Raw genomic sequence first — 26,417 nt, forward strand, 5'->3', positions numbered from 1 at the left:
TTTGTATTTTTGAAAATTGAAATAATAAGATTAAACCGGAGCAAAAAAGATGTTCAGACTGGCGTTACTGTTTTTTACATTTGCCTTTTTTGTTAGTGCACAGACTCTAAAAATAAATAAAGTGGAACCTCCCAACTGGTGGACGGGAATGACTAAAAATAAAATCCAGTTGATGGTGTACGGAGAGGGGTTGTCGGGTGCTACGGCAGCATCAAAATCGGGTGTAAAGATACTTGGGACAAGCAGTTTCAACGATGGCTATTTGTTCATCGATATTGAAATACCTTCAGATACAAAACCGGGTGATTATGAGATCGAAGTAACCTCAAAAGGTAAAACCACAAAACTGAATTTCCCCGTCCAAAAAAGAACAGGGAAAAAACCCGCAGGATTCTCTTCAGATGATATTATTTATCTTGTAATGCCCGACAGGTTTGTGAATGGCGATACAAAAAATGATGCCGTTAAAGGGCTTTCAGAATCGGTAGACAGAGGATTTTATGACGGCAGACACGGGGGCGACCTGCAAGGTATAATTAACAAACTCGACTATATAAAAGAGCTCGGTTTTACAGCATTGTGGCTGACCCCTGTAGTCGAAAACAACACATTCAGAAGCTATCACGGCTACTCTGCTACGGATTTCTACAGTGTGGATGCGCGGCTTGGTGATAATGCCCTCTACAAAAAAATGGTTGAAGAGGCGCAAAAAAGGGGAATCAAGGTAATCCTCGATCATGTGGCGAATCATTTCAGCAAAGATCATCAGTGGGCAAAACTGCTCCCTCATCCGGGCTGGGTAAACGGTTCGTTCGCTTCACCTCCGCCTCCTGTTCACCATAAACAGGTGTTCCCCGACATTAATAGCGACAGTTCAACCATAAAAAAAGTGGTTGAGGGCTGGTTCACTGACTACATGCCCGATTTTAATCAGACCAACAGTTTTGTTGCAAATTACATAACGCAAAACACCATCTGGTGGGTCGAATTCGCGGGTCTCGATGGCATTCGTGAAGATACATATCCCTATAACCATGAAGGATACATGGCTGAGTGGGCAAAAACGATTCTGGAAGAATATCCCACCATGAATATTGTTGCAGAGGTGTGGACAGGTGAACCGTCATTTCTCTCCTACTATCAAAGCGGAAGCAGAACCCGTAAAAATTTCGATAATTACATTAAATCTCTTACAGATTTTGGTCTGAGGGATGTAATCTACCAGTGGCTCGAGGGGAGAGGCAACATGTACAATGTTTACAGTGCCCTCGCTATGGATTTTCTCTATGGTGACCCGAACGAGCTTGTCACCTTTGTCGATAATCACGATATCAACCGTGGAATGTTCGGAGCAAACGGAAATATTGCCAAGTTCAAAACTGCTTTCACATTGCTCCTGACAACGAGGGGGATCCCTCAGATTTTTTACGGTACTGAAATCGGCATAAAAGGAACGGATCATCACGGCTACCTGAGGGCGGACTTCCCCGGTGGCTGGAAAGAGGATCAGAGGGATGCCTTCACCAAAGAGGGACGGACTTCTACTGAAAACGACCTTTACAATCATCTGAAAAAACTGATAGAGATAAGAAGAAACAATAAAGCCTTCACCCATGGGAAACTTACACACTTCCCCCCTGTGCAGGATGTGTATGTCTATTTCAGAGAATTTAACGGTGAAAGATTCATGGTTGCAATCAATGGAAGTGACAAAGAAAGAACCGTAGGCTTCGATAATTTTGGTGAAAGACTCAACGGAATATTCTCAGGCAAAGACCTCCTGACAGATGAAGAAATGAAGATAGCCTCTGACAGGAAACTTGTTTTGGGTGCGTATCAGTCGGTAGTATTGAAGTTGAGGTAGGCAGTTATCTTTGTTGAAAAGGGAAGAATGACAGAGTGAAATCGATCATTCTTCCCGTTTGTAAACTATTTTAACTGGTTGATGGCATTTTCATAAACGCTGATATCCACCAGACCCACATGTTTTTCAACGATGTTTCCATCCTGATCGATAATGAAAGAAGTGGGAATCGCTTCAATTCCACCGTAAGCGGCGGCAATTTCACTGTTTGCATATGCAACAGGATAATTGATGTTCATCGACTTAATAAAGCCGGGAACCTCACCAATCGTATTTTGATCATCCACCGAAACACCTATTACAACAACCCTGTCACCATATTTTTTCTGTAATTCGATCAGATCGGGAATTCCTTTTCTACAAGGCGGGCACCATGTAGCCCAAAAATCCAGAATAACGACTTTCCCTTTATAGTCGGAAAGTTTAACATCCATTCCGCCACCCGCATTTTTAAGCGTGAAGTCGGCGGCTTTCTCCGTGCCGGTTCCAAGCGGTTTTGTTTCAGGCTGTTCCGTTTTTTTGTTTTCTACCGGTTTCGTTTCCGTTTTTTTGCTGCATGAAGTAAAAGCGATGAGCGATACGACGAGCAGGGCTGCCAGTGCAAATTTGATTCTCATTAATAATCTCCTAAAAAGTTGAGATAGTTGGATGAACAAAAGTCGATTAAGATTCAATTATTTTTTGACAGTACTGTCTTTAAGCAGTGTATCTTTTGTCACCACTTCATTTTTTAGAAGATTTTTCACGCTGTCAGGAGTAATTCCGGGTGGAAGATTGCCGCTCTCGGGTTCTGTCCGTGTGTTGTTTAAAATCAGAAAAAAGATAACCACAATTCCAAAAACGACTCCCTGAATCCAGCTTTTATGTTTTCTGTAGTATGCGAGCCACTCGGGAACAGGTTTTTCAGTCTCTTTTTTCCCGATTTTGCGTTCTTTGTTCTCTTTTGCCATTAACTTCCATTTCGTGAAAATTCTTAAATTGAAGTGTAAAAATAATCTAATATGTAATCAAAACTATACCCAAAAATAAATATCAGGAACTCATATTATCTTAAGAGCGTTAAGATATAATAAGTAAAATTTCAATAAACAAATAATATCCTGACAAAAGAGAGAAGTTTAGAGTAAAATGCTCATACTGCAAGTGCTGCTTCCCTTCATTTTTGCACCGTTCGTTCCTGTTATTTCAAAAAATATCAGCGGACGGGTCACGGGTATTCTTTTTTCTCTTCTGCCGCTCGGCTTGTTCCTCCTTTTCCTTTTCGATTTCTTCTCGTTGCCTGTCTCAGGATTCCCTCCTGTTGTATATGAGTGGATTCCTTCGATGGGGGTGGAACTGGCGATGAGAGCTGATGGATTGAGTCTTCTCTTTGGATTGATTATTACGGGAATTGGTGCTGCTGTCTTCCTTTTTGCGGGGAGCTATCTTGGGACCGGAAAAGACACGGTAAAATTCTACATCTACATAATGATTTTCATGGGAGCGATGCTCGGAGTGGTTTTCTCCGACAATCTTCTCCTTCTCTTCATTTTCTGGGAGCTTACATCCCTCTCATCATTTCTGCTTATTGGTTTCAAACACAAGTACCTCGAATCGAGATATGCGGCGCTTCAGGCATTGCTTGTTACGGGAATTGGTGGTTTGTCGCTTCTCGCTGCGGTGATTCTGATTTATCTCTCGGCTGGTACATTTTCGATCTCTGAACTGATAAAAAATCCCTCATTGATAACGGGAAGCAGCAACCTGACCGCAATAATCCTCCTTATGCTCGGCGGGGCATTTACCAAATCTGCACAATTTCCGTTCCATTTTTGGCTTCCCAATGCCATGGAAGCTCCTACGCCTGTAAGTGCTTACCTTCATTCTGCCACCATGGTGAAAGCGGGAGTGTTTCTCGTGGCGCGTATGAACCCCGTTTTTGCTGAAATTGGATTGTGGGGTGATCTGCTCCTCTGGTTTGGCGGATATACAATGATTCTGGGTGCATTTCTTGCCCTCAAGCAGACTGATCTTAAACGAATACTTGCCTACACAACACTCAGTGTACTTGGTACGCTCATGATGTTGATTGGTTACGGTACAGAACTTGCCATTAAAACTATGATAATCTATCTCGTGGCACATGCACTCTACAAGGGAACACTTTTCCTGACTGCCGGAGCGATTGATCACTCGACGGGAACGAGGGATGTCCGGATACTGGGAGGGCTTGCAAGAAAAATGCCTGTTACCGCCTTTGCCGGAATTGCGGCTGCACTTTCCATGTCGGGTGTAATACCTTTTGTAGGATTTATCGGTAAGGAATATCTCTATGAAAATGCGCTAAAAGGGGAACCCTTTCTCGTTTTTGCTGTTTTCTTTGCAGGTGTTGTGATGGTATTTTCTGCGATTCAGGCGGGTTTTCATCCATGGTTCGGACAGGGAAGTGAAACCCCAAAAGAACCGCATGAAGGTGATTTTACTCTTACTCTTGGCATTGGCGTAACCGCTACACTTGGACTGGTTCTCGGACTTTTTTCCTCATCTCTCCTTTCAGGTATCGCGACAATGGCGGTTTCACCCGTTCTGGGGAGGGAGATCGTTGTGAAAGCGGGACTGTGGCACGGTTTCAATTTTATTTTCATTCTTAGTCTTGCCACACTTGCTGCCGGTTACGGTTTCTATAAAGTGAGGGAGAAGTTTTACCTTCTGCCCCAGGTTTACGGTCCACTCGAATATTTAATGCCCTCAAAACTTTACGATAAAGCCCTTAAATTATTGGTAATTACATCAAAAAAGCAGACGACTTTCTTTCAGAACGGATATTTGCGTTATTATATAATTACAATATTTGCCACAGCGGTACTACTTGCCGGTGGTTATTTTGTCCCCCACTTCGATGCGGGTACCATTTCCATCGATCCCCAGATTGAAATTTATGAGGTCCTCGTCGGACTCGTGATGATCTCTGGGGCTCTCATTGCGGCACTTGCCAACAGCAGACTCTATGCCGTTACAGGACTGGGTATCACCGGGTTCGGAATGGCGATGATTTTTATCCTCTACGGCGCACCCGACCTCGCTTTGACACAGTTTTCCATCGAGACCCTTTCGGTAATACTTTTTGTTCTCGCTCTTTACAAGTTACCCCGTTTCCTGAAAATATCAAACAAAAGTGCGAAAATCAGGGATGTTGTCATCGCTTCCACAGTTGGGATACTCATTACATTTGTAATTCTTGCCGTTTACTCTGTGGAGCACAGCACGGATCTCAAACAGTTCTTTGCTGAAAAAAGCCTTACTGAGGGGAAGGGGAGAAACATTGTCAATGTGATTCTGGTCGACTTTCGCTCAATCGATACCATGGGTGAGATAACCGTGCTGGGAATTGCTGCCATTGGCATCTACGGGCTTGTGAAACTGATCAGGAGGGACGGATAATGCCGAGTTTAATCCTGAGAACTGCATTAAAATATTTGATGCCGGGATTGTTCCTCTTTTCCCTTTTTCTTCTCTTCAGAGGCCACAACGAACCGGGAGGCGGATTTGTCGGTGGACTTGTGGCATCGGCTGCCATCGTCCTCTATACTCTCTCTTCAGGAGTTAAGGAAGCAAGTGAAATGCTTCGTGTTCCTCCCGTCATGCTGATTGCAACCGGTTTGTTCGTCGCACTTCTGGCAGGTTTCCCCGGCTTGATTGCGGGTGGTGAATTCATGCAGGGGGTATGGCTCGACATGAAAATTCCCGTAATCGGAAAGTTTGGCACTCCTGTCCTCTTCGACATGGGAGTCTATCTCCTTGTAACCGGGATGGTGGTGAAAGTAATTTTTACCCTCGCAGAGAAAGAGGAGGAGGGCTGATATGGTTCTTTTTCTTGCGATAATCACGGGAGTTCTGACGGCTGTCGGAATTTATATGATCCTCAGAAGAAGCATGGTGAAAATGATAATTGGTCTTGCATTTCTGGGGCATGCAGCGAACCTTCTCATTTTTACAATCGGCAGAATAACAAAGGGGAAAGCCGCTTTTGTACCTGAAGGGCTCGATTCTCCTTTTGAACCGTTTGCGGATCCGCTTCCACAGGCTCTGATTCTTACAGCCATTGTAATCGGTTTTGGTGTTCAGGCGTTTCTGATAGTTCTCTTCAAGCAGAATTACAAGAGCCTGCAATCTGACGATCTTGATGACATGAACACAACAGACAGGCTGGGTTGATGGCATGAAACTCCTGATTTTATTACCACTTCTTATACCGTTTTTTGCTGCAATTCTAACCATCTTCTTCAGGGAGAGAATTCAGGCACAAAGGATAATATTCTCTGCATCATCAGGTTTTGTCCTTCTTGTTTCCGTTTTTCTGCTGCAGCATGTCTTTACATCCGGAACTTATGCTGTTCAGGTTGGCGGTTGGGAGGCACCCTTTGGAATATCATTTGTGGTCGATAAATTAGCTGCAATAATGATCGCTATCTCCGGCTTAATGGCTTTTGCCTCCTCGTTTTATGCCTTCGCAACGATAGATGCTGAAAGGGAGAAATTCGGATTTTACACACTCCTTTCCACTCTTTTTATGGGGATCAACGGCAGTTTTCTTACGGGTGACATCTTCAACCTTTATGTCTGGTTCGAAGTGATGCTGATGTCGTCGTTTGTGCTTATTTCCCTAGGGGGTACCAAAGCCCAACTCGAGGGTGCGATAAAGTATGTAACGCTCAATCTCGTTTCCTCCCTCTTTTTCCTTGTTGCGGTCGGAATATTGTATGGAATTGCCGGTACTCTGAACATGGCTGATCTTGCGGTGAAGATTCCCGCAATCAAAGAGCAATGGCTTACCACAACAGTCGCGATCTTTTTTCTGATAGCTTTTGGTATCAAATCAGCAGTATTTCCCCTCTTCTTCTGGCTGCCGGCTTCGTATCACACACCTCCTGCGGTTGTTTCCGCTGTTTTTGCGGGAATGCTCACAAAAGTTGGTGTTTATGCCATGATCCGGGTATTCACCTTGATTTTTGATAACAATACTGAGGTGACACACACAATCCTGCTGGTAATTTCGGGATTCACCATGGTGGTTGGTGTTTTGGGAGCCGCCGCTCAGAATGACATTAGGCGGATTCTCTCGTTTCACATCGTCAGTCAGATAGGGTACATGATCATGGGGCTTGCCCTCAATTCTCCGCTCGCACTTGCGGGTGCAATTTTCTATATAATACACCACATCATTGTAAAGACGAATCTGTTTCTCGTAGGAGGCATAATAAGGGAGATCAAAGGAAGTTACGCACTCGACAGACTCGGGGGTGTTTACAAGGCATATCCTTTGCTTGGCTTGCTTTTCCTTGTTCCTGCCCTCTCACTTGCGGGAATACCTCCTCTTTCGGGATTTTGGGCAAAATTTTCATTAGTCAAGGCGGGTTTTGCTGCTGAAGCATGGCTGATTACCGGTGTGTCGCTTTTTGTCTCAATTCTTACCCTCTATTCGATGATGAAAATCTGGAACGAGGTTTTCTGGAAGGATCTGCCCAAAGATGTTCCTGAAATCGACAGGTATTCTTCGATCTCCCGCAATAAAAAAATAATGCTCATTGCTCCCGCTGTGGCTTTGGCAGTCTGCACTCTTGTCATCGGTTTTTATACCGCACCTTTTTTTGATGCTGCTGCGGAGTCTGCAAGAGAATTATTGAACAAAACTGATTACATCAATTCCGTGCTGAGGTTCAAATGATGGGTAAACTCTCACTCAACATCACACTTGGAGTTGTCTGGATGTTCCTTTCAGGCAGTTTTGGCATATTTGCTTTGTTTGAAGGACTGGCAGTTGGATTTGGTGTAATATTCCTTCTCGAGAGAGTGATAGGAGCTTCAAACTATACCAAAAAACTCTTTAAGGCAGTGAATCTGCTCTTCTTCTTTATTTGGGAATTGATTGTGTCGAATTACAATGTTGCGAAGGAGCTGCTTACACCACAATTCCTTTCCGAACCTGCAATAGTGGCAGTGCCTCTTTCTCTAAAAGGTGATTTTGAGATTACGCTTCTTGCAAACCTGATTACACTCACCCCGGGGACGCTGAGCATAGATGTGTCGCCTGACAGGAAGTTTCTCTATGTCCATTTGATGTACGCCGGTGATCCCGACAAGGCAATTGCAGATATCAAATCGGGATTCGAAAGAAGGATACTGGAGGTGTTTGAATAATGTTTCTTGAATTTGCATTAACCTATTCCCTGATACTTATCTCCCTTTCCATGCTTATCGTATTAATAAGGCTGGTAAAGGGACCTCACACTGCCGACAGGGTTGTGGCTCTTGACCTTACAACCTCACTTGGAATTGCATTCATTGCGGTTTATTCCATAAAAAGCGGTGAAACCTACATTCTCGATGCGGGCCTTGTTCTCGGCTTTGTCAGTTTTCTTGGCACAGCGGGATTTGCATATTATCTACAATTACGGAGTAAAAAATGAGCGACATTCTCACCGGTTCTTTTCTCATCCTCGGCAGTTTTGTTATTCTTCTCGCCGCTCTCGGTATCCTGAAGATGCCAGATATCTACCTTAGAATGTCAGCCTCCACGAAAGCCTCAACTCTCGGTATTTCAATAATCCTGATAACCACCGGGCTCCACTTCGGTACGACAGAAATAATTTCCCGAACCATTCTCATAGTTGTTTTTCTGATGATTACCGCCCCCGTGGCATCCCACCTTCTCGGTAAAGCCGCGTACCTTAACAAGTTACCGCTCTGGAACACAAAGAGGGATGACCTGAAGAAGCTATGAGTTATTAGTTATGATTTATGAGTTTTTAGTTATTGGTTAAATTGCTGAGACAGGAACTATGCCGGAGTATCACAAAATTTTCGGGTTAAATCTTAACTCATAACTAATAATTCATAACTCATAATTCTCTTAGAGTTCTTTTTTTGGTACATTTAAAGACGGAGATTTTTAAAATTTGAAAAAGGATATTCATGAACTCAAAAGATTATATTGCAATTGAAGAAAAGTTTGGTGCCCACAATTATCATCCGCTGGATGTGGTGATTGATCATGCAGAAGGTGTTTACATGTGGGATGTTGACGGTAAAAAATATTTGGACTGTCTTGCTGCCTATTCAGCAGTAAATCAGGGACATTGCCATCCCAGAATTGTAAAGGTATTGAAAGATCAGGCAGAAAAGGTTACATTGACCTCGAGGGCTTTCAGAAACAACCAGTTGCCTCTGCTCGCTCAGGAATTGTGCGAACTGACCGGTTATCAGATGATGCTTCCCATGAACTCGGGTGCGGAAGCTGTTGAGACCGCTCTTAAGGCTGCCCGTAAATGGGGACACAAGGTGAAAGGAATTGCCGAAGATAAAGGGACAATCCTTACCTGTACAAACAATTTTTCGGGAAGAACCATCTCCATCGTTAGTTTTTCGACTGAAGAACAATATAAAGACGGATTTGGACCTTTTACCCCCGGTTTTCACAATGTTGAATACGGTAACATTGAATCGCTTAAAGCGGCAATTAATGATGATACCATCGCGTTCCTTATCGAACCGATTCAGGGTGAAGCAGGTATCATAATACCACCCGACGGTTATTTGAAAGAGGCTTTTGACCTGTGCAAAAAACACAATGTTCTTTTTATCGCTGATGAAATTCAGTCAGGTCTCGGTCGTTCAGGCAAGCTTTTTGCTTTCCAGTATGAAGACATTAAACCGGATGTGGTGATTATAGGAAAAGCCCTTTCGGGTGGCTGTTATCCTGTGTCAGCAGTTCTATCCGACAGGGAAGTGCTGGGAGTTTTCAATCCCGGTGACCACGGATCAACATTCGGCGGAAATCCGCTCGGTGCCGCAGTGGCAAGAGAGAGCCTTAAAGTTCTGGTTGAAGAGAAACTCGTTGAGAACTCTTTTGAACTCGGAAATTACTTCCGTGCAGAACTTTCCAAAATCGCCTCGGCTCATGTGAAAGAGATCAGAGGAAAAGGGTTGTTCATCGGTGTTGAGCTGCATGAGTCCTCAGGCGGTGCCAGAAGATTCTGCGAAGCACTCGCTGAAAGAGGAATTTTATGTAAAGAAACACATACACATGTCATCCGTTTCGCTCCTCCGCTTGTGATTACAAAAGCGGAAATAGATGAGGCTCTCGGGCACATCCGCGAAGTCCTTCTGATGGCATGATAAAAACAATTTTCAATACCGTGAGATATTGATCATTTTTATTCTCAAACATTAAAGAATCGGAATAAATGAAATGAAACTTTCTGATCTGCTGAAAAAGGAATTTATAATTCCTGAACTCTCAGGTAACACAAAAGAAGAAGTTATTAACCAAATGGTGGATCTTTTTGCTGAAGATCCTCGTGTAAACGATCTCGAAAAAGTAAGAACTTCAGTTTTTGAGAGAGAGAAAATAATATCAACGGGAATTGGCAAAAACTTTGCACTTCCTCACGGCAAGACAGACGCAATAACGGAGATTCTCTGTGCATTTGGCAAGGCTTCGCACCCTGTGGAGTATAATGCGCACGATGGTCAGCCCGTTCACCTTGTTTTTCTTCTCGTGGGGAAGGAAAATCTCGTCAGCCTTCACATCAAACTTCTTAGCAGGATATCAAGGATGATGACCAAGGATGAGTTCCGTCGTAAACTGATGGAAGCCAAAACTTCTGACGAAATAATGAACATCTTCAATACCGAAGAAGAAACCTACTACGAAAACCTGTAATCTGACAGAAAACTGATGCCTTTACGCAAGCAAGAGGGTGTCCCCAAGATACCCAAAACAAGAAAAAAGACCATCGACAAGATGATGAATACCACCCCTGTGAAAACAGAGGATTCCATCGAGTACAAAGCGATGGTATATTACTTCTTCGACAAAGTTCAGAAAAAACAGTTCTATGTACTGACAATCATGACGGTAAAAGAGTTTGTTTATCTGAACTATGAGATATCGGTGGATGTCAGGAAGGTCAGAAACACTATTGATGTCAGCCTGCTTGGTCTTAACACCCGGCAGGCTTATCATGTTCAGGCGGGTCCCGCTCGCGTAGACCTCTTTTTTGAAGACCTTTTCGGTAAACACACATTCAATGTTATCAAACAGGACGGCAGTATAAACTCCATTTCGGTTGATTTTAATATCTACAAAAAGGAAATGCTGCTGGTTGAAGAGTCGATGCCTGACAAGAAAAACAACAGACTTTTCTGCGGGTTCCGGCTTGCTCCCGAGTTAAACACTTTTGAAGAGGTTGACAGATAGATGTATCCTGAAATATTGACAATCGGACCCTTTACAGTCCACAGTTACGGCTTGATGCTCGGAATTTCCTTCATTGTCGCAAGCTGGATGCTCTCGAAGGAATTTGAAAGAAGGGGAGTTGATACCAATTTTGCAACTGAAATTACACTTCTCGCCATCGTCTTTGGTGTGGCAGGAAGCAAGCTTTTTCACCTCCTGGCTAATCCCGGTGAATTCAGAACTGACCCGGTAGCTGCGATTTTTTCCCCCGGCGGACTCACATTCCACGGTGGCCTCCTTCTTGCAATGCTTGCAATATTTCTCAGGATGAAACAAAAGAAAATCCCCTTCCTTTTTGTGGCTGATGCAGTTGCCCCGGCACTCGCTCTCGCATACGGAATCGGAAGAATCGGCTGTCACCTCGCAGGTGACGGTGACTACGGTCTGCCAACCGACCTGCCTTGGGGTACCAACTATGAAAACGGTATTGTAAAACCTTCATTGATGTTCCTCGGAACAGAGGTGGGTAAAGCCTTCCCCGGTGGAATGGTGCCCGATAATACCCCTCTGCACCCGACCCCGATCTATGAATTTCTTTTGATGTGTGTTTTGTCATTCGGTTTGTGGAAACTAAGAACAAAAGACTGGCCGACAGGTAAGCTTTTTTCAATCTATCTCATTTTTGCCGGTCTCGAAAGATTCATGATTGAGTTTATCAGACTGAATCCAAGATTGTTTCTCGGACTCAGTGAAGCTCAACTCGTGGCTCTTGGTCTCTTTTTTGCCGGTGCATGGGGCTTCTACTATTACACCTGGCAGAATCCGGATAAACCAAGGTTTGTTCCGCCCGATTCTCTAAAACCGAAAAAAGAAGAAAAACAAGCGGCAAAGAAAACCAAAAAGTGAGCGAGTCGATCGTAATAGCGGGCAGAAAACCCGTTTTGGAAGCTCTTAAAGCGACTGCCAAAGTTGATATTGTCTTTTTTCAAAGGGGTATCAAAGGCGAACTCTTAAAGGAAATCTCTGAACTCGCAGGTAAAAAACGGATTCAGGTCTCGGAAATAGACCCCAAGAAATTCGCCGATCTTACCCGCGGACATGAAACCACCCAGGGAGTCGCTGCAAAGGTTCAGGCATTTCAGACAGTTGCACTTCAGGAACTGATTTCGTTCTCCCTAAAAAGAAACAAACTCCTTCTCGCACTCGATTCCGTGCAGGATCCCCACAATCTCGGTGCCATCATCCGGTCTGCAGAGTGTGCTGGTGTTGACGGAATCATAGTCACAAAACATGGAAGTGCCCCCTTAAACATCACCGCATTCAAAACCTCGGCAGGTGCAGCCGCACATATGAAAATTGCAGAAGTGAACAACCTCGTGACTGCCATCGAAGAGTGTCAGAAAGCAGGCTTTTGGTCTGTCGGACTCGCCCTCGAAGACACTCCGCACAAACCCAAAATTGACTACACATCCCCCCTCCTCATAATCTCCGGAAATGAAGAAAAAGGCATCCGCCGCCTCGTAAAAGACAAATGCGACTTCATCGTAACCATCCCCATGCTTGGAAAAATTCAATCCCTCAATGTATCCGTCGCTACAGGCGTCACCCTCTTCAATATCCTCAGAGAAAGAGGAATTTGGTAGAAGGCTGAATAACGAGGGCTGAATATTTGAAGGCTGACGGCTGAAATTTTGAAGGATGAATAACGAGGGCTGAATATTTGAAGGCTGACGGCTGAAAAATCAATAGCCTGGGAATTCATTCCCAGGAAACTTGACGATATCCACAACCTTAGGCTACAGAAAAGGAGCGACAATCGTCTCGATTGTCCTACCGACAAAATTGAGCCCTTTGGGCGACATATTTTGAACACGATAATCATGATAAGAAAGAATTCTAAGAATAAAGCCCTTGTGGCGACATGTGGAAACAGCTATGATCTATGAACTACTAGCTATGAACTGGAGCAGATGAGCCCTTTGGGCGACATATGGGGAAAGCTATGATCTATGAACTATTAGCTATGAACTGAAGCAGATTAGCCCTTTGGGCGACATGTGGGTAGAACTCCCGCGACTAATATCAAAAGAGCCCTTTGGGCGACATGTGGATAGAATCAAAAAAATAATACCTTATACCTAATCCCTAATACCTGAATAAAGCCCTTTGGGCGACATATGGATAGAATAAATTCCTGCCGACAAATTTAACGCCTCTTACACCCCCTCCATCTCGCAGAATCGGCAATATTCCGAAAAACTTATAATAATTTCGGAATAGAATCCGAAAAACTTATAATAATTTCGGAATAAAATCCGAAAAACACATAATAATTTCGGAATAGAATCCGAAAAACACAATTTAACTGCCGATGGAGAATAAAACAGACTTCAATCTGATGATTATTTGATCCCTGTGGCGAAATGATTTGAACACGATATTCATGATGAGAAAGAATTCTAAGAATAAGGCCCTCTGGGCGGCATGTGGAAACAGCTATGATCTATGAACAATTAGCTATGAGTTGGAGCAGATGAGCCCTCTGGGCGGCATGTGGATAGAATCAAAAAATAATACCTTATACCTAATCCCTAATACCTGAAAAAGCCCTTTTGGCGAAATATGGGTAGAAGATCCCGGCATTTTCGGCAGGACAAAAGTGAGTTATTAGTTTTGAGTTATGACTTATGAATTATTCCTGGCATTTTCGGCAGGACAATCGAGACGATTGTCGCTCCTTTTCTGAAGTTTAAGTTGTGGATAGTGTCGAGTTCCCCGGGAATGAATTCCCAAGCTATTGGTTTTCATACCTCCAAATTCATCCGTCGATTTTCAGCCTTCAAAAATTCATCCCTCTGCCTTCAAATTTTTAGCTTTCAAAAATTCATCCCTCAGCCTTCAAAAATTCATCCTTCAAAAATCCATCCTTCTGCCTTCAAATTTTCATCCTTCGTTTTCCAGTTTTTCCACGAGGAGTTTCACATATCTGAAGTCGTCGAGGGCATTCCAGTGTTTCATGAAGACGGAACGGAGTGCTGAGAAGTTTTCGTTGTCGGGATTTATCAGTCCGGGGATGGCACGGGCAGCAATCTCGGCGGATGTGACGAATTTTGAGATGATGAACTCTGCTTCGGGGTTTTCGACGGAGAGTTTTTGATAAATTGCGAGATTAGCGTTGTTGATCTCTTTTGCTGAAGTGGCTTTATTGGCGTAGAAGGTACAGATATCGAGGTCGGGTCTGTTGAAATTTTTGAATTTGTCCGATTCTTCGATGAGGGAATGAAATTTGTTTGCCGATGCTATCGAGAGATTGAGGAGTTGTCCCAGTCCGGAGGCAACGGGAGGCATCACCTTATATGTCAGGTAACAGGCTGCGGCCATTGATCCGGGCCTGCTTCCTTCAAGAGAAAACATTCCAATGTTTGGTTTGTCGGTTTTATGATATGTGTAGGGAGCCGTGTTTGAGAGGGTACCTCTCAGAGCCTCATCCTTGTAGATAACGGCACCGGCGCCATATTGCATAAAACCCTGTTTGTGCGGGTCGATGGTAATTGAATCAGCTTCTGCAAAATGCTTCATTTGGGTGTATGAATGGAGCGAAATGTCTCCTTCAGGATTGAACGGCAGAAGATTGAAGTCATCATCGAGGATGCACGATCTGAAAAATCCACCATAGGCTGCGTCGATGTGGAGATGGAAATTGTATTTCTTTTTCAGTTCGAGAATGCCTTCGATGTCGTCAGCGGTTCCTGCGCCTGTGGAGCCAAAATTGGCGATAACCATCAGTGGTTTGCTGCACTTCTTCAGGGCGTCTTCGAGGGAGTTGAGGTTCATTCTAAAATTTCCGTCAACCGCCACTTCCTCATAGGAGTCGATGCTCAAGATTTTACAGATTCTTTTCCATGAGTAGTGTGACACTTCCGAAAAGAAGACCCTTCCGTTTCCGTAATGATCGCGGGCAGCCCAAAGGGCTTCGGTATTTGCAAGTGAGCCGCCGCTAGCGAGATGCCCCCAACCGGTTTTGAATCCGCACATTTTCAGAAGTGTATCCGTTACTTCCAGTTCCATCTCCGTGGTTACGGGACCTCCCTCCCAGGCATGATTATTCGGATTTGAGAGGATAAACGCCAGATACCCAAGAACAGAGGGGATTGTAGGGTCTTTCAGCATCTGAGCTGAATAGCGGGGATGGAAATAAGGGAGATTTTTCTTCTGAAGTTCGAGAAATTTATTCAGTTCTGAAATCAATGACTGCGATGCCTGTGACTCCGTAAAAAGGGATGTGTCTTCAGGGAAGGCGGATTTTCTTATCGCATCGTGACTGTCCACCACTTTGAGGAGGAGCTCCTTGAAAAGGGGTGTGTTTTCGCCTTTCGGTCCAAGAAACATTCCGAGCAGATCATTGATTTCGTTTTTCATCATTTCGCCAGTTTGAATTTTGCATAGATTGCGAAATGGTCGCTGTAACCGCCGAAATATTTTTTCCCGCCGAAAGTGGGGAGTGAAGAACCCTCGTACTTTCCCCCTTTTTGCTGAATAAATTCGGGGTTAAAAATGGTATATGAGTCGCAGATATATCCGTTATTTGCAAGATTTCCCGAGATGATCATCTGGTCAATCATGTTCCACTGCCCCTGATATTTGTAGGAGCCTTCACCCTTGCTTTTCTTTGTGGCAGCGATATTGTATAGCTGATCGCCTTTTACGGGTGACTCGACGGGGCATTTGAGTTCGGGTGCCTGCAGGTTTTCAACGATTGATTTGTCGGCTGGCTCGTCATTAAAATCGCCCATTATGATAATATTTGCCGACGGATCATCTTTCAGAACTTTATCCGTTTCCGTTTTAAGGCGAAGAGCGGCTGCAATTCTGTTCACTTCCGACTCATCAGAACCGCCTCTTCTTGAGGGCCAGTGGTTCACAAAAAAGTGGATCGTTTTTCCGTTTTCTGCGAGAAGTGCAGCATGGAGTATGGAGCGGGTTGGCCATTTGTTCGGCAGAGTTACCACAGCCGTATCTGATTTCACCGTAGTGAAGAGGGCCCTGTTGTAGACGAGCGCCACATCGATACCCCTTCCGTCAGGAGATTCATAATGAATTATCTCGTAATTCTTGCCGGATTTAAGATTGGAGAGGAGATCACGAATCACCCCAAGGTTTTCGACTTCGACGAGTCCGAGTACATCGGGACCTTTGCCGTCGTTCATAGCATCGATAACGCGGGCGAGATTTTTCAGTTTGGTTGTATATTTTTCAGTATCCCACTTTGATTCCCCTGTCGGAAGGAACTGTGCATCATCAATTGCAGGATCATCAATTGTGTCGAAGAGATTTTCCACATTGTATGATGCCACAAAAATTGATTTTTCACCACTTTGGCTTGCAGCGGAAAAGTGAACCAAAAACAGGAGAGCAAAGAATATTTTGAGAGTTTTCATTTTTCTTAAAATTTATTGAATAAAGTGTTTAAATATAATCTTTTCCAAAATTCCCGATTTGGTTAAAATTGTTACAGTTGAATGTAATACAAGGAATCAAGGGAAGTTGTTTCATATATTTGAGAACAAAAATTTAAAGAAGTTTATGGCAAGAAGTTTACTGGTAACCACTCCCATGGGGCTTTACTCTCCTCAGGGGGATTTTTATGTTGACCCCCACGGTTATGTTGACAAAGCTATAATATCACATGGTCACAGCGATCATGCGAGAAAGGTGGTCAGGAATTTCCTTGCTCATAAAGATTCGCGACAGATTCTAAGAACCAGACTCGGCAGTGACATTTCGCTTGAAACACTCGAATACGGGGAAGAAATCAAGATAAATGGAGTAACCGTTTCTCTTCATCCGGCGGGTCACCTCCTGGGATCATCCCAGATCAGACTTGAATACAAGGGAAATGTAACTGTGTTCACTGGGGATTTTGGCACCACGGAAAATCCAACCTGTGCCCCGTTTGAACCCGTGAAATGTGATACTTTTATTACCGAATCGACTTTTGCCCTGCCGATTTACGACTGGGACGATCCAAAAAACATCTCGAGTCAGATTAATGAGTGGTGGGTGAGGAACAAAAGAGATAGAATAACCTCCCTCCTTTTGGGTTACTCACTCGGTAAGGCACAGCGGTTACTGGCATCGCTAAACCCCGAAATTGGAAAAATTTATGTCTCCAGTCCTGTAGAGGAGATGAATCGGTGCTACCGTGAGGCGGGTATAAATCTGCCCGATACGCTTCCTGTTGAGAAACTGATTGGTAACCGGATTGAACCCGGAGGCATCATGGTTGCACCTCAGGCAAACGGTTCAGAAGAATGGCTTGCCGCAACCGGAGAATATACCACTGCTTTTGCTTCAGGTTGGATGATGGTTCGGGGAAGACGACGGATGGGGAACATCGGGCGGGGGTTTGTTCTTTCAGATCATGCCGACTGGAAAGGGCTTCTTCGGGCTGTGGAAGCAACTGATGCTGAAAAGATATTGGCAACTCACGGATTTTCGCAGCAGTTCACCCGCTACCTCAGAGAGAAGGGATATGACGCTGAGCCGTTGGAGACAGCCTTTGCCGGTGACACGGGGTATGTAAGGGAGGTGATGGAATGAGAGAGTTTGCAGAACTTTTCAGAGACCTCGAAGAGACCACAAGCAGCAACGGAAAGCAGGAAGCCCTTTTAAAATTTTTTTCCACAGCTCCCGAAAAAGATCAGATTTATGTAATTGCCTTCCTTTCAGGGAACAGGCCCAAAAGAGCAGTTAAAGTTACTGACATGAGAGCCTGGGGAGCGGAGGCGGCCGCAATTCCCCTTTGGTTGTTCGAGGAGTGCTATGAAAATGTCGGCGATCTGGCAGAAACCATTTCACTGCTGGTAAAAGGAAGCGGGACGGGGAGCAGGAAAAGTCTATCGGATTGGGTGGAGGAGGTGATACTTCCATTGGGCAAAATGACACTTGAGGAGCAAAAGGAAGTCCTTCTTACAGCATGGGAGTCGCTTGGGAGTGACGAGAGATTTGTTTTTACAAAGCTGATATCCGGCGGATTTCGGATCGGTGTCTCCACACAAACCATCGTGAAGGCTCTTTCGGCTCATACAGGGATCGACCAAAATGTCCTGACACACCGCCTGATGGGGAAGTGGCAGCCAACTCTTGAGTTTTACAGATATCTTGTTTCAAAAAATGAAGAGACTGAGGATATCAGCAAACCATATCCTTTCTGTCTGGCAAATCCTCTTGATGTTCCTCGCGAAAGCCTGGGAGACTCCGGACTTTGGCTTGCAGAATGGAAATATGACGGAATCAGGGCTCAACTAATAAAAAGGAGGGGTGAAATCTTCATCTGGTCCAGGGGAGAGGAGATAATTAATGATCAGCTCCCTGAGATAGTTGAATCGGCGAAATCACTCCCTGACGGGGTTGTTCTCGACGGTGAATTACTGATATGGGAAGACAATTCTCCGCAGTCCTTTGCCAAAATGCAAAAAAGGATCGGGAGGAAAACCGTCTCGCAGAAAATGATGAAGGAATATCCCGTAACATTTCTTGTTTTTGATATTCTTGAGCTGTCAGGTCAGGATATAAGAAGCATAAAACTCGCAGAAAGAAGAGAAAAACTTGAGGTACTTCTTAAGGGGGGTGGTTCAGGCAGGCTTATTCTTTCACCGTCGATTCAATTTTCTGATTTTGAAGAACTGGAGGAAATTCGTTCCCGTTCCCGTGAAAGATCGTTTGAAGGGGTGATGTTGAAACGGTTAGATTCCGTTTATCAGACAGGCAGAAAAAGAGGTGACTGGTGGAAATGGAAAGTTGATCCCTGGACTGTAGATGCCGTCTTGCTCTATGCCCAGGCGGGTCACGGAAGGCGGGCAGGGCTTTTTACCGACTACACCTTTGCAGTTTGGGATCACGGGAGGCTGGTTCCGTTTGCAAAAGCATATTCGGGACTCACAGATGAGGAAATTGTTGAAGTTGACAGATTTGTGAAGCAAAATACTATCGAAAAATTTGGTCCTGTCAGGTCAGTCACTCCAAAACTTGTTTTTGAGATAGCATTTGAAGGGATTCAACTTTCGAGCCGTCACAAATGTGGGGTAGCTGTCAGGTTTCCCAGAATAAAAAGGTGGAGGAAGGATCTCTCGATAAAAGATGCGGATTCCCTTGATCAATTAAAAAAAATTGTAACTCCGGGAACTATGTAGTAACATTATATGTTTTAACATATATTACACAATTACAAAATGTTAATTACTCACACACCCATCAAAAATGGAGATACAAAAATGAGAAGAACACTTCTTTCATTGGCACTGGCAGTAATGCTTACAGGTGCATCATTTGCTCAGTCATCATGGTCATTTGATAAAACACACTCAAAAATCGGTTTCAGCGTTGAATACATGTTAATCACGGATGTTGACGGATATTTCAAAAAATTTGACGGATCGGTCACAACCGCAAAAGATGATTTTGTGGGTGCTTTGGTCAGTTTTACCGTTGATGCAAGCAGCGTTGATACAGATGAACCCAAAAGAGATGAGCATTTAAGAAGCGAAGACTTTTTTTACACACAAAAATTTCCTAATTTTACATTTAAAAGTACTTCGATGACGAAAGTAAGTGGAAACAACTACAAACTCATTGGAAATCTTACGATGAGAGGTGTAACAAAATCAGTTACTCTTACCGGTACTTTCGGCGGTGTGAAAAAAGATCCATGGGGAAACACAAAAGCCGGATTTAAGCTCACCGGTACGGTAAACAGAAAAGATTTTGGCATTAACTGGAGCAAAGCCCTCGATGGTGGCGGTTTTGTTGTCGGTGATGATGTAACATTAAACATAAATGTAACACTCATTAAAAAATAAATTATGCGCTTAGAAGAAGAGATCAAACAGAAAAAATTCAAAGACGAATACCAGAAAGCGGTTGTAAATCTGATTTACACCAACAACTGGCTCGTGGCGAAACATTCTCCCATAATGCGGAAATTCGGGCTTACTGTGCAACAGTATAACATCCTTCGCATTCTGAGGGGGCAGTACCCGAATCCGGCAACAGTAAATCTGTTGAAAGAAAGAATGCTCGACAAGATGTCTGATGCTTCCAGACTTGTAGACAGGCTACTGGAGAAGGGATTGCTCATGAGAAAGTCTTGTGAAATCGACAGACGAAGGGTGGACATAACCATAACTCAGGAAGGTCTGGACATACTTTCGAAGATTGATGTAGCAGAGGAACAGATGTATAAACATCTGAAAAATATCACTCTGGAGGAAGCCACAATTCTTAATGATCTCCTCGATAAGCTAAGAGGCTAATAACCATTCTGCAAGGCTGTTTTCACAAGTTGAGAGCAGCCTTTTCAATTTCAACCCGCCCTTTCCCCGTTTCATCGTAAAAATTATCTTTTTTAACGAATCGTTAAATAATACGAATAACAATTTTATTATGTTTATTTAAGAAATTTGACATTTTATAGATCCTCAAGAACAGTTGTTCTTTAGTCTTGCATAAAAAAAATGGAGATCAGGTCATGAAAAACCTTGTAACACTTTTAATCGCAATACTGTTGGTGGTTCCGGCCGGAGCACAGACAATAGTATACAAGACGCTCGGTACATGGAACAGCGATGGCGTTCCCAACTATCTTGAGCCGATAGGTGATGTGATCCCACAATCGCTTCTTAACAGAATAAACGCGACACTTCCGGAGTCTGTGAGACTCCCTTCGAGTCACCCTGAATTTTTGAACGACACAATACAAACCAATCTTTACATTCTTCAGGAATCAGATGTCTGGGTTACTTTCGTATCTGAAGGAGCAGGATATAAAAACGCTCTCGGATTTTACACTTATAATGTAAACACTCCTCCCCAGACCGTGAATGATATCATGAATACCATGACACTAATTTTCCCGAACTCCTCTGCCAAAAATTCGGGTGGTGGACTTGTAGCCGGAAATAAAGTGAAAATCGGTAGATTCCAGCCCGGAACGGTTATAGGATGGTTTGTCGTTGCAGACGGCTTCAGATCACCGAATGTGACTCAGGGAAACTGGATAAACTATTCGAACAGAAATTTAAACTGGGCACCAACTCCCGACCTTCGTCAGCACAATGTTCTGCTGAACGACTTGAATTCAGGCAGAATCGTACTGGCATTTGAGGATATTTCCCGTTACCGTGGTGGTGATCAGGATTTCAATGATGTGGTTTTCTATGCAACAGCCAATCCGCCAAGTGGAGTAAGCTACACAAACATCCCTTTGATCAGCAACCCCACAGGCGCAACAGTTGCCAATCTTAAACTGACGAAAACTGTTGATAAGGCTAATCCGTCAGACAACGAGATTGTTAATTTCACAATTACGGCAACAAATCTTGGTACCGATGGTGCCACGAATGTTGTGTTAAAAGATGTGTTGCCAAAAGGTATCAAGTATCAGGGCCACTCTGTTAGCACAGGAGCATATGACACAGCAACCGGACTTTGGAGGATTGCATCACTCGCGATAAATGCCACTGCAACCCTTACACTTCAGGGCAAGGTATCGATAAAATCGATCAGCCAGGCGGCATTTGATCTCGGTCCCGCAAAAGATTTTAACATCTTCACGCTTGGTGATCTTACACAGCCTTCCGCAGATTCAGAGGGGAAAGTAGCCGTCGGGAAAAACGCATATTTTGCAAGTTATTCACTCGGTGATCTTCTTCCTGCTTCGGGTGGAACTGCTGATGTACTGATAGTAGGAAACAATCTGATGTTCATCAGCGGCAATGTTACAGGCGGTAATGTGGTTTACGGTGGCACTTCCAACCTTCCGATAAGTCAGGTCTCAATTATCGATGGTACTGTAAGAAAAGACAGTGTAATAAATTTCCTCGCAGCCGGGGCATATCTCAATTCCCTGTCAGCTTCGTTGTCGGCATATCACACAACCGGAACGATTACATACAACAGCAGTGGAATTCAGCTTTACGGCTATAATCCTTTCCTTAATGTCTTCAACATTTCGGGAAAAACCCTTTCAAACTGCACGAACTTTACAATTAATGCTCCGAATGGTGCAGTAGTACTGGTGAATGTTGACTCATCCGATGTCAAGTGGTCGGGCGATGTCATCGTAAACGGTACCGCACACAGCAATGTACTCTACAATTTCCACGATGCCTTGAATCTCAAGATCAGTTTCATCGATGTCAGAGGTTCCATTCTTGCTCCAAAAGCTCACCTTGATTTCCCTTCAGGTGTGATTAACGGACAGGTGATTGTTAGAGAGATGTACGGTTCGGGACAGTTCAACTCAGCCGCAAATCAGACAAATTATTTTAACGGCACACTTCCTGTTACCCGTGACATTCTCAATTCTGCAGAAGTGGTGTCGATGGATCAGACTGATCTGGACACAACAAACAATTACGCTTCGGCAATGATTACCCTTGCAGGTTATGGCGACCCGGGACAGACCGGAAGTGTTAACTGGCAGCCCGCACAGCCATCTGGCCTTACTGACATGGTCTGGGTTTCGACCTGGGACAATTCAGGCAACATTCTTGCCGGTACTTGGGGTGGAAAAATATTGAAATCGACCGATAACGGTGTTACATGGGAGCGCATCAACCCAACAATGAATGTTGGCTACCTTTGGGATATCGATGTTGTCGGGTCAACGATTTATGCATCCACAGAACTTGGAGTGTTCAAATCGACTGATAACGGTGCAACCTGGAATATCACCGGAATGGTTAACAAAGATGTAAGATCGCTCACCATTAAGAACAGTGTTCTCTATGCCGGAACCTGGGGTGAAGGAGTCTTCAAATCGACTAACGGAGGAACAACCTGGTCGCAGACCAATGCAGGACTTCAGTCGACTGCAGTTACTGCAATGCTGACCGCTTCCAACGGCACAATTTATGCCGGTACCTTCAACGGTGGTTTGTATAAATCGGACGATAATGGCGCTTCATGGTCGAAAACAACACTCAACTATCAGTTTATCTGGTCGCTTGGTCAGAGTGCAAACGGCAGAATTTATGCCGGAACATATGGTGGCGGAGTTTACAGATCGATTGACAACGGAACCACATGGTATGCGATCAACAACAACCTGACCGCTACACATATTTATTCCATAGTCACCGACCCACAGAATCATGTTTTCGTAAGCGGATGGGGAGCAGGTGTTTTCACTCTTAACACCGGCTCCATGGATGCCATGACAGATGATTGGAACTACATGGGTATGGGCGGACTTGAAGTATCCTCGATTATAATAAATCCAACTTCAGGTTCACTTCTTGCATTTACCTCTGCCGGTGGATTGTATATCAACAATTCACCAACCACTTCAATCGGTACGGAGAAGGAAATTCTAAATCCTGAGGTCTTCTCACTTTCACAGAATTATCCGAATCCTTTCAATCCTTCGACAACTATCGGGTTTAACCTCCCTGAGGCATCGGAAGTTACACTGAAAGTTTACGATGTAACGGGAAGGGAAGTTGCTCTAATTGCCGAAGGAAGTTTTGCAAAGGGAAGCCACAAAGTCTCCTTCGATGCACGAAGCCTCACCAGTGGAATTTACTTCTACAGAATTCAGGCAGGCTCGTTTGTCGAGACAAAGAGAGCCGTATTACTCAAGTAGTTTTGACTTATGAGTTATTAATTTAATTGATGATGTTGAGGAAGCTGCCCCTTTAAAAAGGGCAGCTTTTTTTTTGCCATCAGGTGAAAAAGATTTGTTAAATTCGAACATTTTTACGATGTTTTATAACCTGATTTATTATATTTTGGACAGAAAAATGAATCTAACACACATAGAACATATCGGGATTGCTGTTGAAAACATGGAAGCAGCAATCGCTTATTATGAAAATATACTGGGTTTGAAATGCTACAAAATTGAAGAAGTGGCAGATCAAAAAGTAAAAACCGCCTTTTTCCAGATAGGGCAGACCAAAATAGAACTCCTCGAATCAACCGCACCCGACGGACCCGTCGCCAAGTTCATAGAAAAAAAAGGACCCGGAATTCATCACATCGCTTTTGCAGCCAAAGGATTGCAGGAGTCGCTGGATGATGCTGCGGCTAAAGGAGTTTCACTAATTGATAAACAACCAAGAAAAGGTGCCGAGGGATTGAATATCGCTTTTCTGCACCCAAAATCAACTCTGGGCGTTCTCACTGAACTGTGCGAACATCCGGAAAATTAATTTCGGTTTCCGAGGTATACATATATGGAACAAAAAATAAAAGAATTGATGGATCTCCGCAAACAAGCCCGTATGGGTGGCGGTGAAAAAAGAATAGAAGCACAGCATAAAAAAGGTAAAATGACGGCGAGGGAGAGGATTGACCTTCTTCTCGATCCCGGGAGTTTCGAAGAGTTTGACATGTTTGTATCGCACCGTTGCATCGATTTCGGTCTCGATCAGCAACAATACCTCTCTGATGGTGTTGTTACCGGTTATGGCACGATCGATGGAAGACTTGTATATATCTTTTCGCAGGATTTTACCGTTTTTGGCGGTTCATTGTCAGAAATGTATGCTGAAAAGATTTGCAAGGTAATGGATAAAGCCCTGAAAGTTGGCGCTCCTGTAATCGGTATCAACGATTCAGGTGGTGCCCGTATTCAGGAAGGTGTTAAATCACTCGGTGGCTATGCCGAAATATTTGAGAGAAACATTCTCGCTTCCGGTGTAATTCCACAAATCTCAGCAATATTCGGACCTTGTGCAGGAGGAGCAGTTTATTCACCGGCTCTAACTGATTTTATCCTTATGTCCAGAGATACCAGTTACATGTTCGTCACCGGACCAAAGGTTGTAAAAACCGTAACAGGTGAAGATGTAACAGATGAAGAGCTTGGTGGTGCTTATGTTCATGGTTCCAAATCGGGTGTTTCCCACTTCATCGCTGAAGATGAGGAAGAAGGAATACTTCTCATAAGAAAACTTTTAAGTTTCCTTCCACAGAACAATCTTGAAGATCCCCCGCTGGCACACTGTGATGATCCCATTGACAGACTGGAAGACCAGCTCAACTCAATAATTCCTGATAATCCGTCAGTCCCTTACGATGTAAGAGATGTAATTCACGCAGTAGTAGATTATAACGAATTTGTGGAAGTTCAGCGGCACTATGCACCGAACATCGTAATTGGTTTTGCAAGATTCAACGGAATGCCCGTTGGAATTGTAGCAAATCAACCTAACTACATTGCCGGTGTTTTGGACATCAATTCATCCAGAAAAGCAGCCCGGTTTGTAAGGTTCTGCGATGCATTCAACATTCCTGTTGTTACCTTTGTTGATGTTCCCGGATTCCTTCCCGGCACAGCACAGGAATATGGCGGTATCATCATCCACGGTGCAAAACTTCTTTTCGCATACGGTGAAGCAACAGTTCCAAAAGTTACCATTGTACTAAGAAAAGCCTATGGTGGAGCCTATGATGTTATGGGTTCGAAACACCTTAGAGGCGACATTAACTACGCTTGGCCTACAGCCGAGATAGCAGTTATGGGTCCTAAAGGTGCGATAGAGATACTTCACAACAAGGAAATCAGCGCCATTACCGATGACAAGGAAAGAGTGGAATTCATCAAGCACAAAGAGGAAGAGTACAAAAACAAATTTGCCTCTCCCTATGTTGCTGCAAAATATGGCTACCTTGATGATGTAATCGAGCCAAGAAATACCCGTTTCAGAGTGATCAGGGCATTGCAGTCGCTTGCTACAAAGAAAGATACACTTCCGCCCAAGAAACACGCTAACATACCGCTTTAAGGGAGAAGCCATGAAACAAACAAAATTTCTGCTGATCTTTCTTCTCTTGCTAATGGTGTCTGTTGCTTTGCCACAGAATAATGCACCGGCAAAAGTTGATACAGCGAAAGTTCAGGCGGCTGATTCTCTTAAAAAGCCTGCTAAGGATGAGAATGTGAGTGATCTAATACACTTCAACCCTTCTAACACGATGGATGACATCAAAGGAAATGGCAACAGCTTTGTCCTGACGGTTATCGGAATGGGTGTTGTATTTTTTGCACTCGCTGCCCTTTATCTTTCCTTCGCTTTGGCGAGTAATCTGATTAAAAAATCAGTTGCAAAAAAGCATGCGAAAGAAAGTCCCGAAAAGGAAGGAAGCCAACCGAAGGAAGAGATGAGTGCTGAAGTGAATGCCGCTATAGCAATGGCTTTGTACTCATTTTTTAATGCAAATCATGACCAAGAGAATACGATTCTGACAATTAACAGAGTCTCCAGAATGTATACTCCATGGAGCTCAAAGATTTATAACCTTCGCCACCACCCCAGAAACTGGTAATTAATG

At 43.9% G+C, this 26,417-nt stretch carries 25 protein-coding genes; 21 read left to right on the forward strand and 4 right to left on the reverse strand.

All coding sequences use genetic code 11. The features are described 5' to 3' along the window. Positions 1 to 49: 49 nt before the first annotated feature. Positions 50 to 1,864 (forward strand): cyclomaltodextrinase N-terminal domain-containing protein, encoded by a 1,815-nt coding sequence (locus tag J0L60_04270; GenBank protein MBN8545330.1) that lies wholly within the window; start codon positions 50 to 52, stop codon positions 1,862 to 1,864. A 65-nt stretch (positions 1,865 to 1,929) separates the two neighbouring features. Here J0L60_04270 and J0L60_04275 read toward each other — a convergent pair whose 3' ends face one another. Beyond that, positions 1,930 to 2,481, reverse strand: coding sequence for a TlpA family protein disulfide reductase (locus J0L60_04275; protein ID MBN8545331.1), 552 nt, complete (start codon positions 2,479 to 2,481; stop codon positions 1,930 to 1,932). A gap of 57 nt (positions 2,482 to 2,538) precedes the next feature. Beyond that, a complete protein-coding gene (locus J0L60_04280) occupies positions 2,539 to 2,814 on the reverse strand; it encodes a hypothetical protein (GenBank protein ID MBN8545332.1) in 276 nt (91 codons plus the stop codon). A gap of 178 nt (positions 2,815 to 2,992) precedes the next feature. Between J0L60_04280 and J0L60_04285 the strand changes: the two genes are divergently transcribed. The 12 genes from J0L60_04285 to rlmB all read left to right on the forward strand — a co-directional run bounded on the left by J0L60_04285 (position 2,993) and on the right by rlmB (position 12,724). Further along, on the forward strand, positions 2,993 to 5,284 hold the full coding sequence (locus tag J0L60_04285; GenBank protein MBN8545333.1) for a DUF4040 domain-containing protein: 2,292 nt from the start codon (positions 2,993 to 2,995) through the stop codon (positions 5,282 to 5,284). Then, positions 5,284 to 5,703 carry a Na+/H+ antiporter subunit B gene (locus J0L60_04290; protein ID MBN8545334.1) on the forward strand — a complete coding sequence of 140 codons (420 nt, stop codon included), beginning with the start codon at positions 5,284 to 5,286 and terminating at the stop codon, positions 5,701 to 5,703. The genes J0L60_04285 and J0L60_04290 overlap by 1 nt, the downstream gene beginning before the upstream one ends. Position 5,704: 1 nt before the next feature. Next, positions 5,705 to 6,058 carry a Na+/H+ antiporter subunit C gene (locus J0L60_04295; protein MBN8545335.1) on the forward strand — a complete coding sequence of 118 codons (354 nt, stop codon included), beginning with the start codon at positions 5,705 to 5,707 and terminating at the stop codon, positions 6,056 to 6,058. 4 nt (positions 6,059 to 6,062) lie between these two features. Beyond that, complete coding sequence (locus J0L60_04300) at positions 6,063 to 7,568, forward strand: Na+/H+ antiporter subunit D (protein ID MBN8545336.1); 1,506 nt, start codon at positions 6,063 to 6,065, stop codon at positions 7,566 to 7,568. Beyond that, the gene (locus tag J0L60_04305) at positions 7,568 to 8,041 is read left to right on the forward strand and encodes a Na+/H+ antiporter subunit E (protein ID MBN8545337.1); all 474 of its coding nucleotides are present in this window, start codon (positions 7,568 to 7,570) and stop codon (positions 8,039 to 8,041) included. The genes J0L60_04300 and J0L60_04305 overlap by 1 nt, the downstream gene beginning before the upstream one ends. Further along, positions 8,038 to 8,310 (forward strand): cation:proton antiporter, encoded by a 273-nt coding sequence (locus tag J0L60_04310; GenBank protein MBN8545338.1) that lies wholly within the window; start codon positions 8,038 to 8,040, stop codon positions 8,308 to 8,310. Before J0L60_04305 ends, J0L60_04310 begins: the two co-directional genes overlap by 4 nt. Continuing rightward, positions 8,307 to 8,624 (forward strand): monovalent cation/H(+) antiporter subunit G, encoded by a 318-nt coding sequence (locus tag J0L60_04315; GenBank protein MBN8545339.1) that lies wholly within the window; start codon positions 8,307 to 8,309, stop codon positions 8,622 to 8,624. The genes J0L60_04310 and J0L60_04315 overlap by 4 nt, the downstream gene beginning before the upstream one ends. A 191-nt stretch (positions 8,625 to 8,815) precedes the next feature. After that, positions 8,816 to 10,018, forward strand: a complete 1,203-nt coding sequence (rocD, locus tag J0L60_04320) for an ornithine--oxo-acid transaminase (protein MBN8545340.1) — start codon at positions 8,816 to 8,818, stop codon at positions 10,016 to 10,018. Positions 10,019 to 10,091: 73 nt separating this feature from the next. After that, the gene (locus tag J0L60_04325) at positions 10,092 to 10,565 is read left to right on the forward strand and encodes a PTS sugar transporter subunit IIA (GenBank protein MBN8545341.1); all 474 of its coding nucleotides are present in this window, start codon (positions 10,092 to 10,094) and stop codon (positions 10,563 to 10,565) included. A 15-nt stretch (positions 10,566 to 10,580) separates the two neighbouring features. After that, positions 10,581 to 11,102: a hypothetical protein gene (locus J0L60_04330; protein ID MBN8545342.1), complete on the forward strand. Its 522-nt coding sequence runs from the start codon at positions 10,581 to 10,583 to the stop codon at positions 11,100 to 11,102. Beyond that, on the forward strand, positions 11,103 to 11,987 hold the full coding sequence (locus J0L60_04335) for a prolipoprotein diacylglyceryl transferase (GenBank protein ID MBN8545343.1): 885 nt from the start codon (positions 11,103 to 11,105) through the stop codon (positions 11,985 to 11,987). An 8-nt stretch (positions 11,988 to 11,995) separates the two neighbouring features. After that, positions 11,996 to 12,724 (forward strand): 23S rRNA (guanosine(2251)-2'-O)-methyltransferase RlmB, encoded by a 729-nt coding sequence (rlmB, locus tag J0L60_04340; GenBank protein ID MBN8545344.1) that lies wholly within the window; start codon positions 11,996 to 11,998, stop codon positions 12,722 to 12,724. A 1,300-nt stretch (positions 12,725 to 14,024) separates the two neighbouring features. On the opposite strand, the gene J0L60_04345 is transcribed toward rlmB, so the two are convergent. Continuing rightward, positions 14,025 to 15,500, reverse strand: coding sequence for an aminotransferase class I/II-fold pyridoxal phosphate-dependent enzyme (locus tag J0L60_04345; GenBank protein MBN8545345.1), 1,476 nt, complete (start codon positions 15,498 to 15,500; stop codon positions 14,025 to 14,027). Continuing rightward, on the reverse strand, positions 15,500 to 16,519 hold the full coding sequence (locus tag J0L60_04350; protein ID MBN8545346.1) for an endonuclease/exonuclease/phosphatase family protein: 1,020 nt from the start codon (positions 16,517 to 16,519) through the stop codon (positions 15,500 to 15,502). Before J0L60_04350 ends, J0L60_04345 begins: the two co-directional genes overlap by 1 nt. 145 nt (positions 16,520 to 16,664) lie before the next feature. Here J0L60_04350 and J0L60_04355 point away from each other — a divergent pair, with 145 nt between their 5' ends. The 8 genes from J0L60_04355 (at position 16,665) to J0L60_04390 (ending at position 26,411) form a co-directional block, all read left to right on the forward strand. Next, positions 16,665 to 17,681, forward strand: a complete 1,017-nt coding sequence (locus J0L60_04355) for a ligase-associated DNA damage response exonuclease (GenBank protein ID MBN8545347.1) — start codon at positions 16,665 to 16,667, stop codon at positions 17,679 to 17,681. Continuing rightward, entirely contained in the window at positions 17,678 to 19,273 is a 1,596-nt protein-coding gene (locus J0L60_04360) for an ATP-dependent DNA ligase (GenBank protein ID MBN8545348.1), read from the forward strand. Before J0L60_04355 ends, J0L60_04360 begins: the two co-directional genes overlap by 4 nt. 81 nt (positions 19,274 to 19,354) lie before the next feature. Continuing rightward, positions 19,355 to 19,939, forward strand: coding sequence for a YceI family protein (locus tag J0L60_04365; GenBank protein MBN8545349.1), 585 nt, complete (start codon positions 19,355 to 19,357; stop codon positions 19,937 to 19,939). 3 nt (positions 19,940 to 19,942) lie between these two features. Continuing rightward, the gene (locus J0L60_04370; GenBank protein MBN8545350.1) at positions 19,943 to 20,392 is read left to right on the forward strand and encodes a MarR family transcriptional regulator; all 450 of its coding nucleotides are present in this window, start codon (positions 19,943 to 19,945) and stop codon (positions 20,390 to 20,392) included. 215 nt (positions 20,393 to 20,607) lie between these two features. After that, positions 20,608 to 23,724: a choice-of-anchor A family protein gene (locus J0L60_04375; GenBank protein MBN8545351.1), complete on the forward strand. Its 3,117-nt coding sequence runs from the start codon at positions 20,608 to 20,610 to the stop codon at positions 23,722 to 23,724. Positions 23,725 to 23,881: 157 nt separating this feature from the next. Next, entirely contained in the window at positions 23,882 to 24,292 is a 411-nt protein-coding gene (mce, locus tag J0L60_04380) for a methylmalonyl-CoA epimerase (protein MBN8545352.1), read from the forward strand. Between the two features lie 24 nt (positions 24,293 to 24,316). Further along, entirely contained in the window at positions 24,317 to 25,870 is a 1,554-nt protein-coding gene (locus J0L60_04385; GenBank protein ID MBN8545353.1) for an acyl-CoA carboxylase subunit beta, read from the forward strand. 10 nt (positions 25,871 to 25,880) lie between these two features. Continuing rightward, positions 25,881 to 26,411 (forward strand): OadG family protein, encoded by a 531-nt coding sequence (locus tag J0L60_04390; protein ID MBN8545354.1) that lies wholly within the window; start codon positions 25,881 to 25,883, stop codon positions 26,409 to 26,411. Positions 26,412 to 26,417 lie beyond the last annotated feature (6 nt).

The sequence above is a fragment of the Ignavibacteria bacterium genome (genome assembly GCA_017302895.1).
Classification (GTDB): domain Bacteria; phylum Bacteroidota; class Ignavibacteria; order Ignavibacteriales; family Ignavibacteriaceae; genus UTCHB3.

Excerpts from the sequence above, each read along its gene's own strand:
- J0L60_04325 (MBN8545341.1), top strand. The coding sequence starts at position 10,092 with ATGAAACTTTCTGATCTGCTGAAAAAGGAATTTATAATTCCTGAACTC.
- J0L60_04270 (MBN8545330.1), top strand. The coding sequence starts at position 50 with ATGTTCAGACTGGCGTTACTGTTTTTTACATTTGCCTTTTTTGTTAGT.
- J0L60_04365 (MBN8545349.1), top strand. The coding sequence starts at position 19,355 with ATGAGAAGAACACTTCTTTCATTGGCACTGGCAGTAATGCTTACAGGT.
- J0L60_04370 (MBN8545350.1), top strand. The coding sequence starts at position 19,943 with ATGCGCTTAGAAGAAGAGATCAAACAGAAAAAATTCAAAGACGAATAC.
- J0L60_04290 (MBN8545334.1), top strand. The coding sequence starts at position 5,284 with ATGCCGAGTTTAATCCTGAGAACTGCATTAAAATATTTGATGCCGGGA.
- J0L60_04300 (MBN8545336.1), top strand. The coding sequence starts at position 6,063 with ATGAAACTCCTGATTTTATTACCACTTCTTATACCGTTTTTTGCTGCA.
- rocD (MBN8545340.1), top strand. The coding sequence starts at position 8,816 with ATGAACTCAAAAGATTATATTGCAATTGAAGAAAAGTTTGGTGCCCAC.
- J0L60_04385 (MBN8545353.1), top strand. The coding sequence starts at position 24,317 with ATGGAACAAAAAATAAAAGAATTGATGGATCTCCGCAAACAAGCCCGT.
- mce (MBN8545352.1), top strand. The coding sequence starts at position 23,882 with ATGAATCTAACACACATAGAACATATCGGGATTGCTGTTGAAAACATG.
- J0L60_04275 (MBN8545331.1), bottom strand. The coding sequence starts at position 2,481 with ATGAGAATCAAATTTGCACTGGCAGCCCTGCTCGTCGTATCGCTCATC.
- J0L60_04330 (MBN8545342.1), top strand. The coding sequence starts at position 10,581 with ATGCCTTTACGCAAGCAAGAGGGTGTCCCCAAGATACCCAAAACAAGA.
- J0L60_04305 (MBN8545337.1), top strand. The coding sequence starts at position 7,568 with ATGGGTAAACTCTCACTCAACATCACACTTGGAGTTGTCTGGATGTTC.
- J0L60_04335 (MBN8545343.1), top strand. The coding sequence starts at position 11,103 with ATGTATCCTGAAATATTGACAATCGGACCCTTTACAGTCCACAGTTAC.
- J0L60_04285 (MBN8545333.1), top strand. The coding sequence starts at position 2,993 with ATGCTCATACTGCAAGTGCTGCTTCCCTTCATTTTTGCACCGTTCGTT.
- J0L60_04375 (MBN8545351.1), top strand. The coding sequence starts at position 20,608 with ATGAAAAACCTTGTAACACTTTTAATCGCAATACTGTTGGTGGTTCCG.
- J0L60_04390 (MBN8545354.1), top strand. The coding sequence starts at position 25,881 with ATGAAACAAACAAAATTTCTGCTGATCTTTCTTCTCTTGCTAATGGTG.
- J0L60_04345 (MBN8545345.1), bottom strand. The coding sequence starts at position 15,500 with ATGAAAAACGAAATCAATGATCTGCTCGGAATGTTTCTTGGACCGAAA.
- J0L60_04295 (MBN8545335.1), top strand. The coding sequence starts at position 5,705 with ATGGTTCTTTTTCTTGCGATAATCACGGGAGTTCTGACGGCTGTCGGA.
- J0L60_04360 (MBN8545348.1), top strand. The coding sequence starts at position 17,678 with ATGAGAGAGTTTGCAGAACTTTTCAGAGACCTCGAAGAGACCACAAGC.
- J0L60_04315 (MBN8545339.1), top strand. The coding sequence starts at position 8,307 with ATGAGCGACATTCTCACCGGTTCTTTTCTCATCCTCGGCAGTTTTGTT.
- J0L60_04355 (MBN8545347.1), top strand. The coding sequence starts at position 16,665 with ATGGCAAGAAGTTTACTGGTAACCACTCCCATGGGGCTTTACTCTCCT.
- J0L60_04350 (MBN8545346.1), bottom strand. The coding sequence starts at position 16,519 with ATGAAAACTCTCAAAATATTCTTTGCTCTCCTGTTTTTGGTTCACTTT.
- J0L60_04280 (MBN8545332.1), bottom strand. The coding sequence starts at position 2,814 with ATGGCAAAAGAGAACAAAGAACGCAAAATCGGGAAAAAAGAGACTGAA.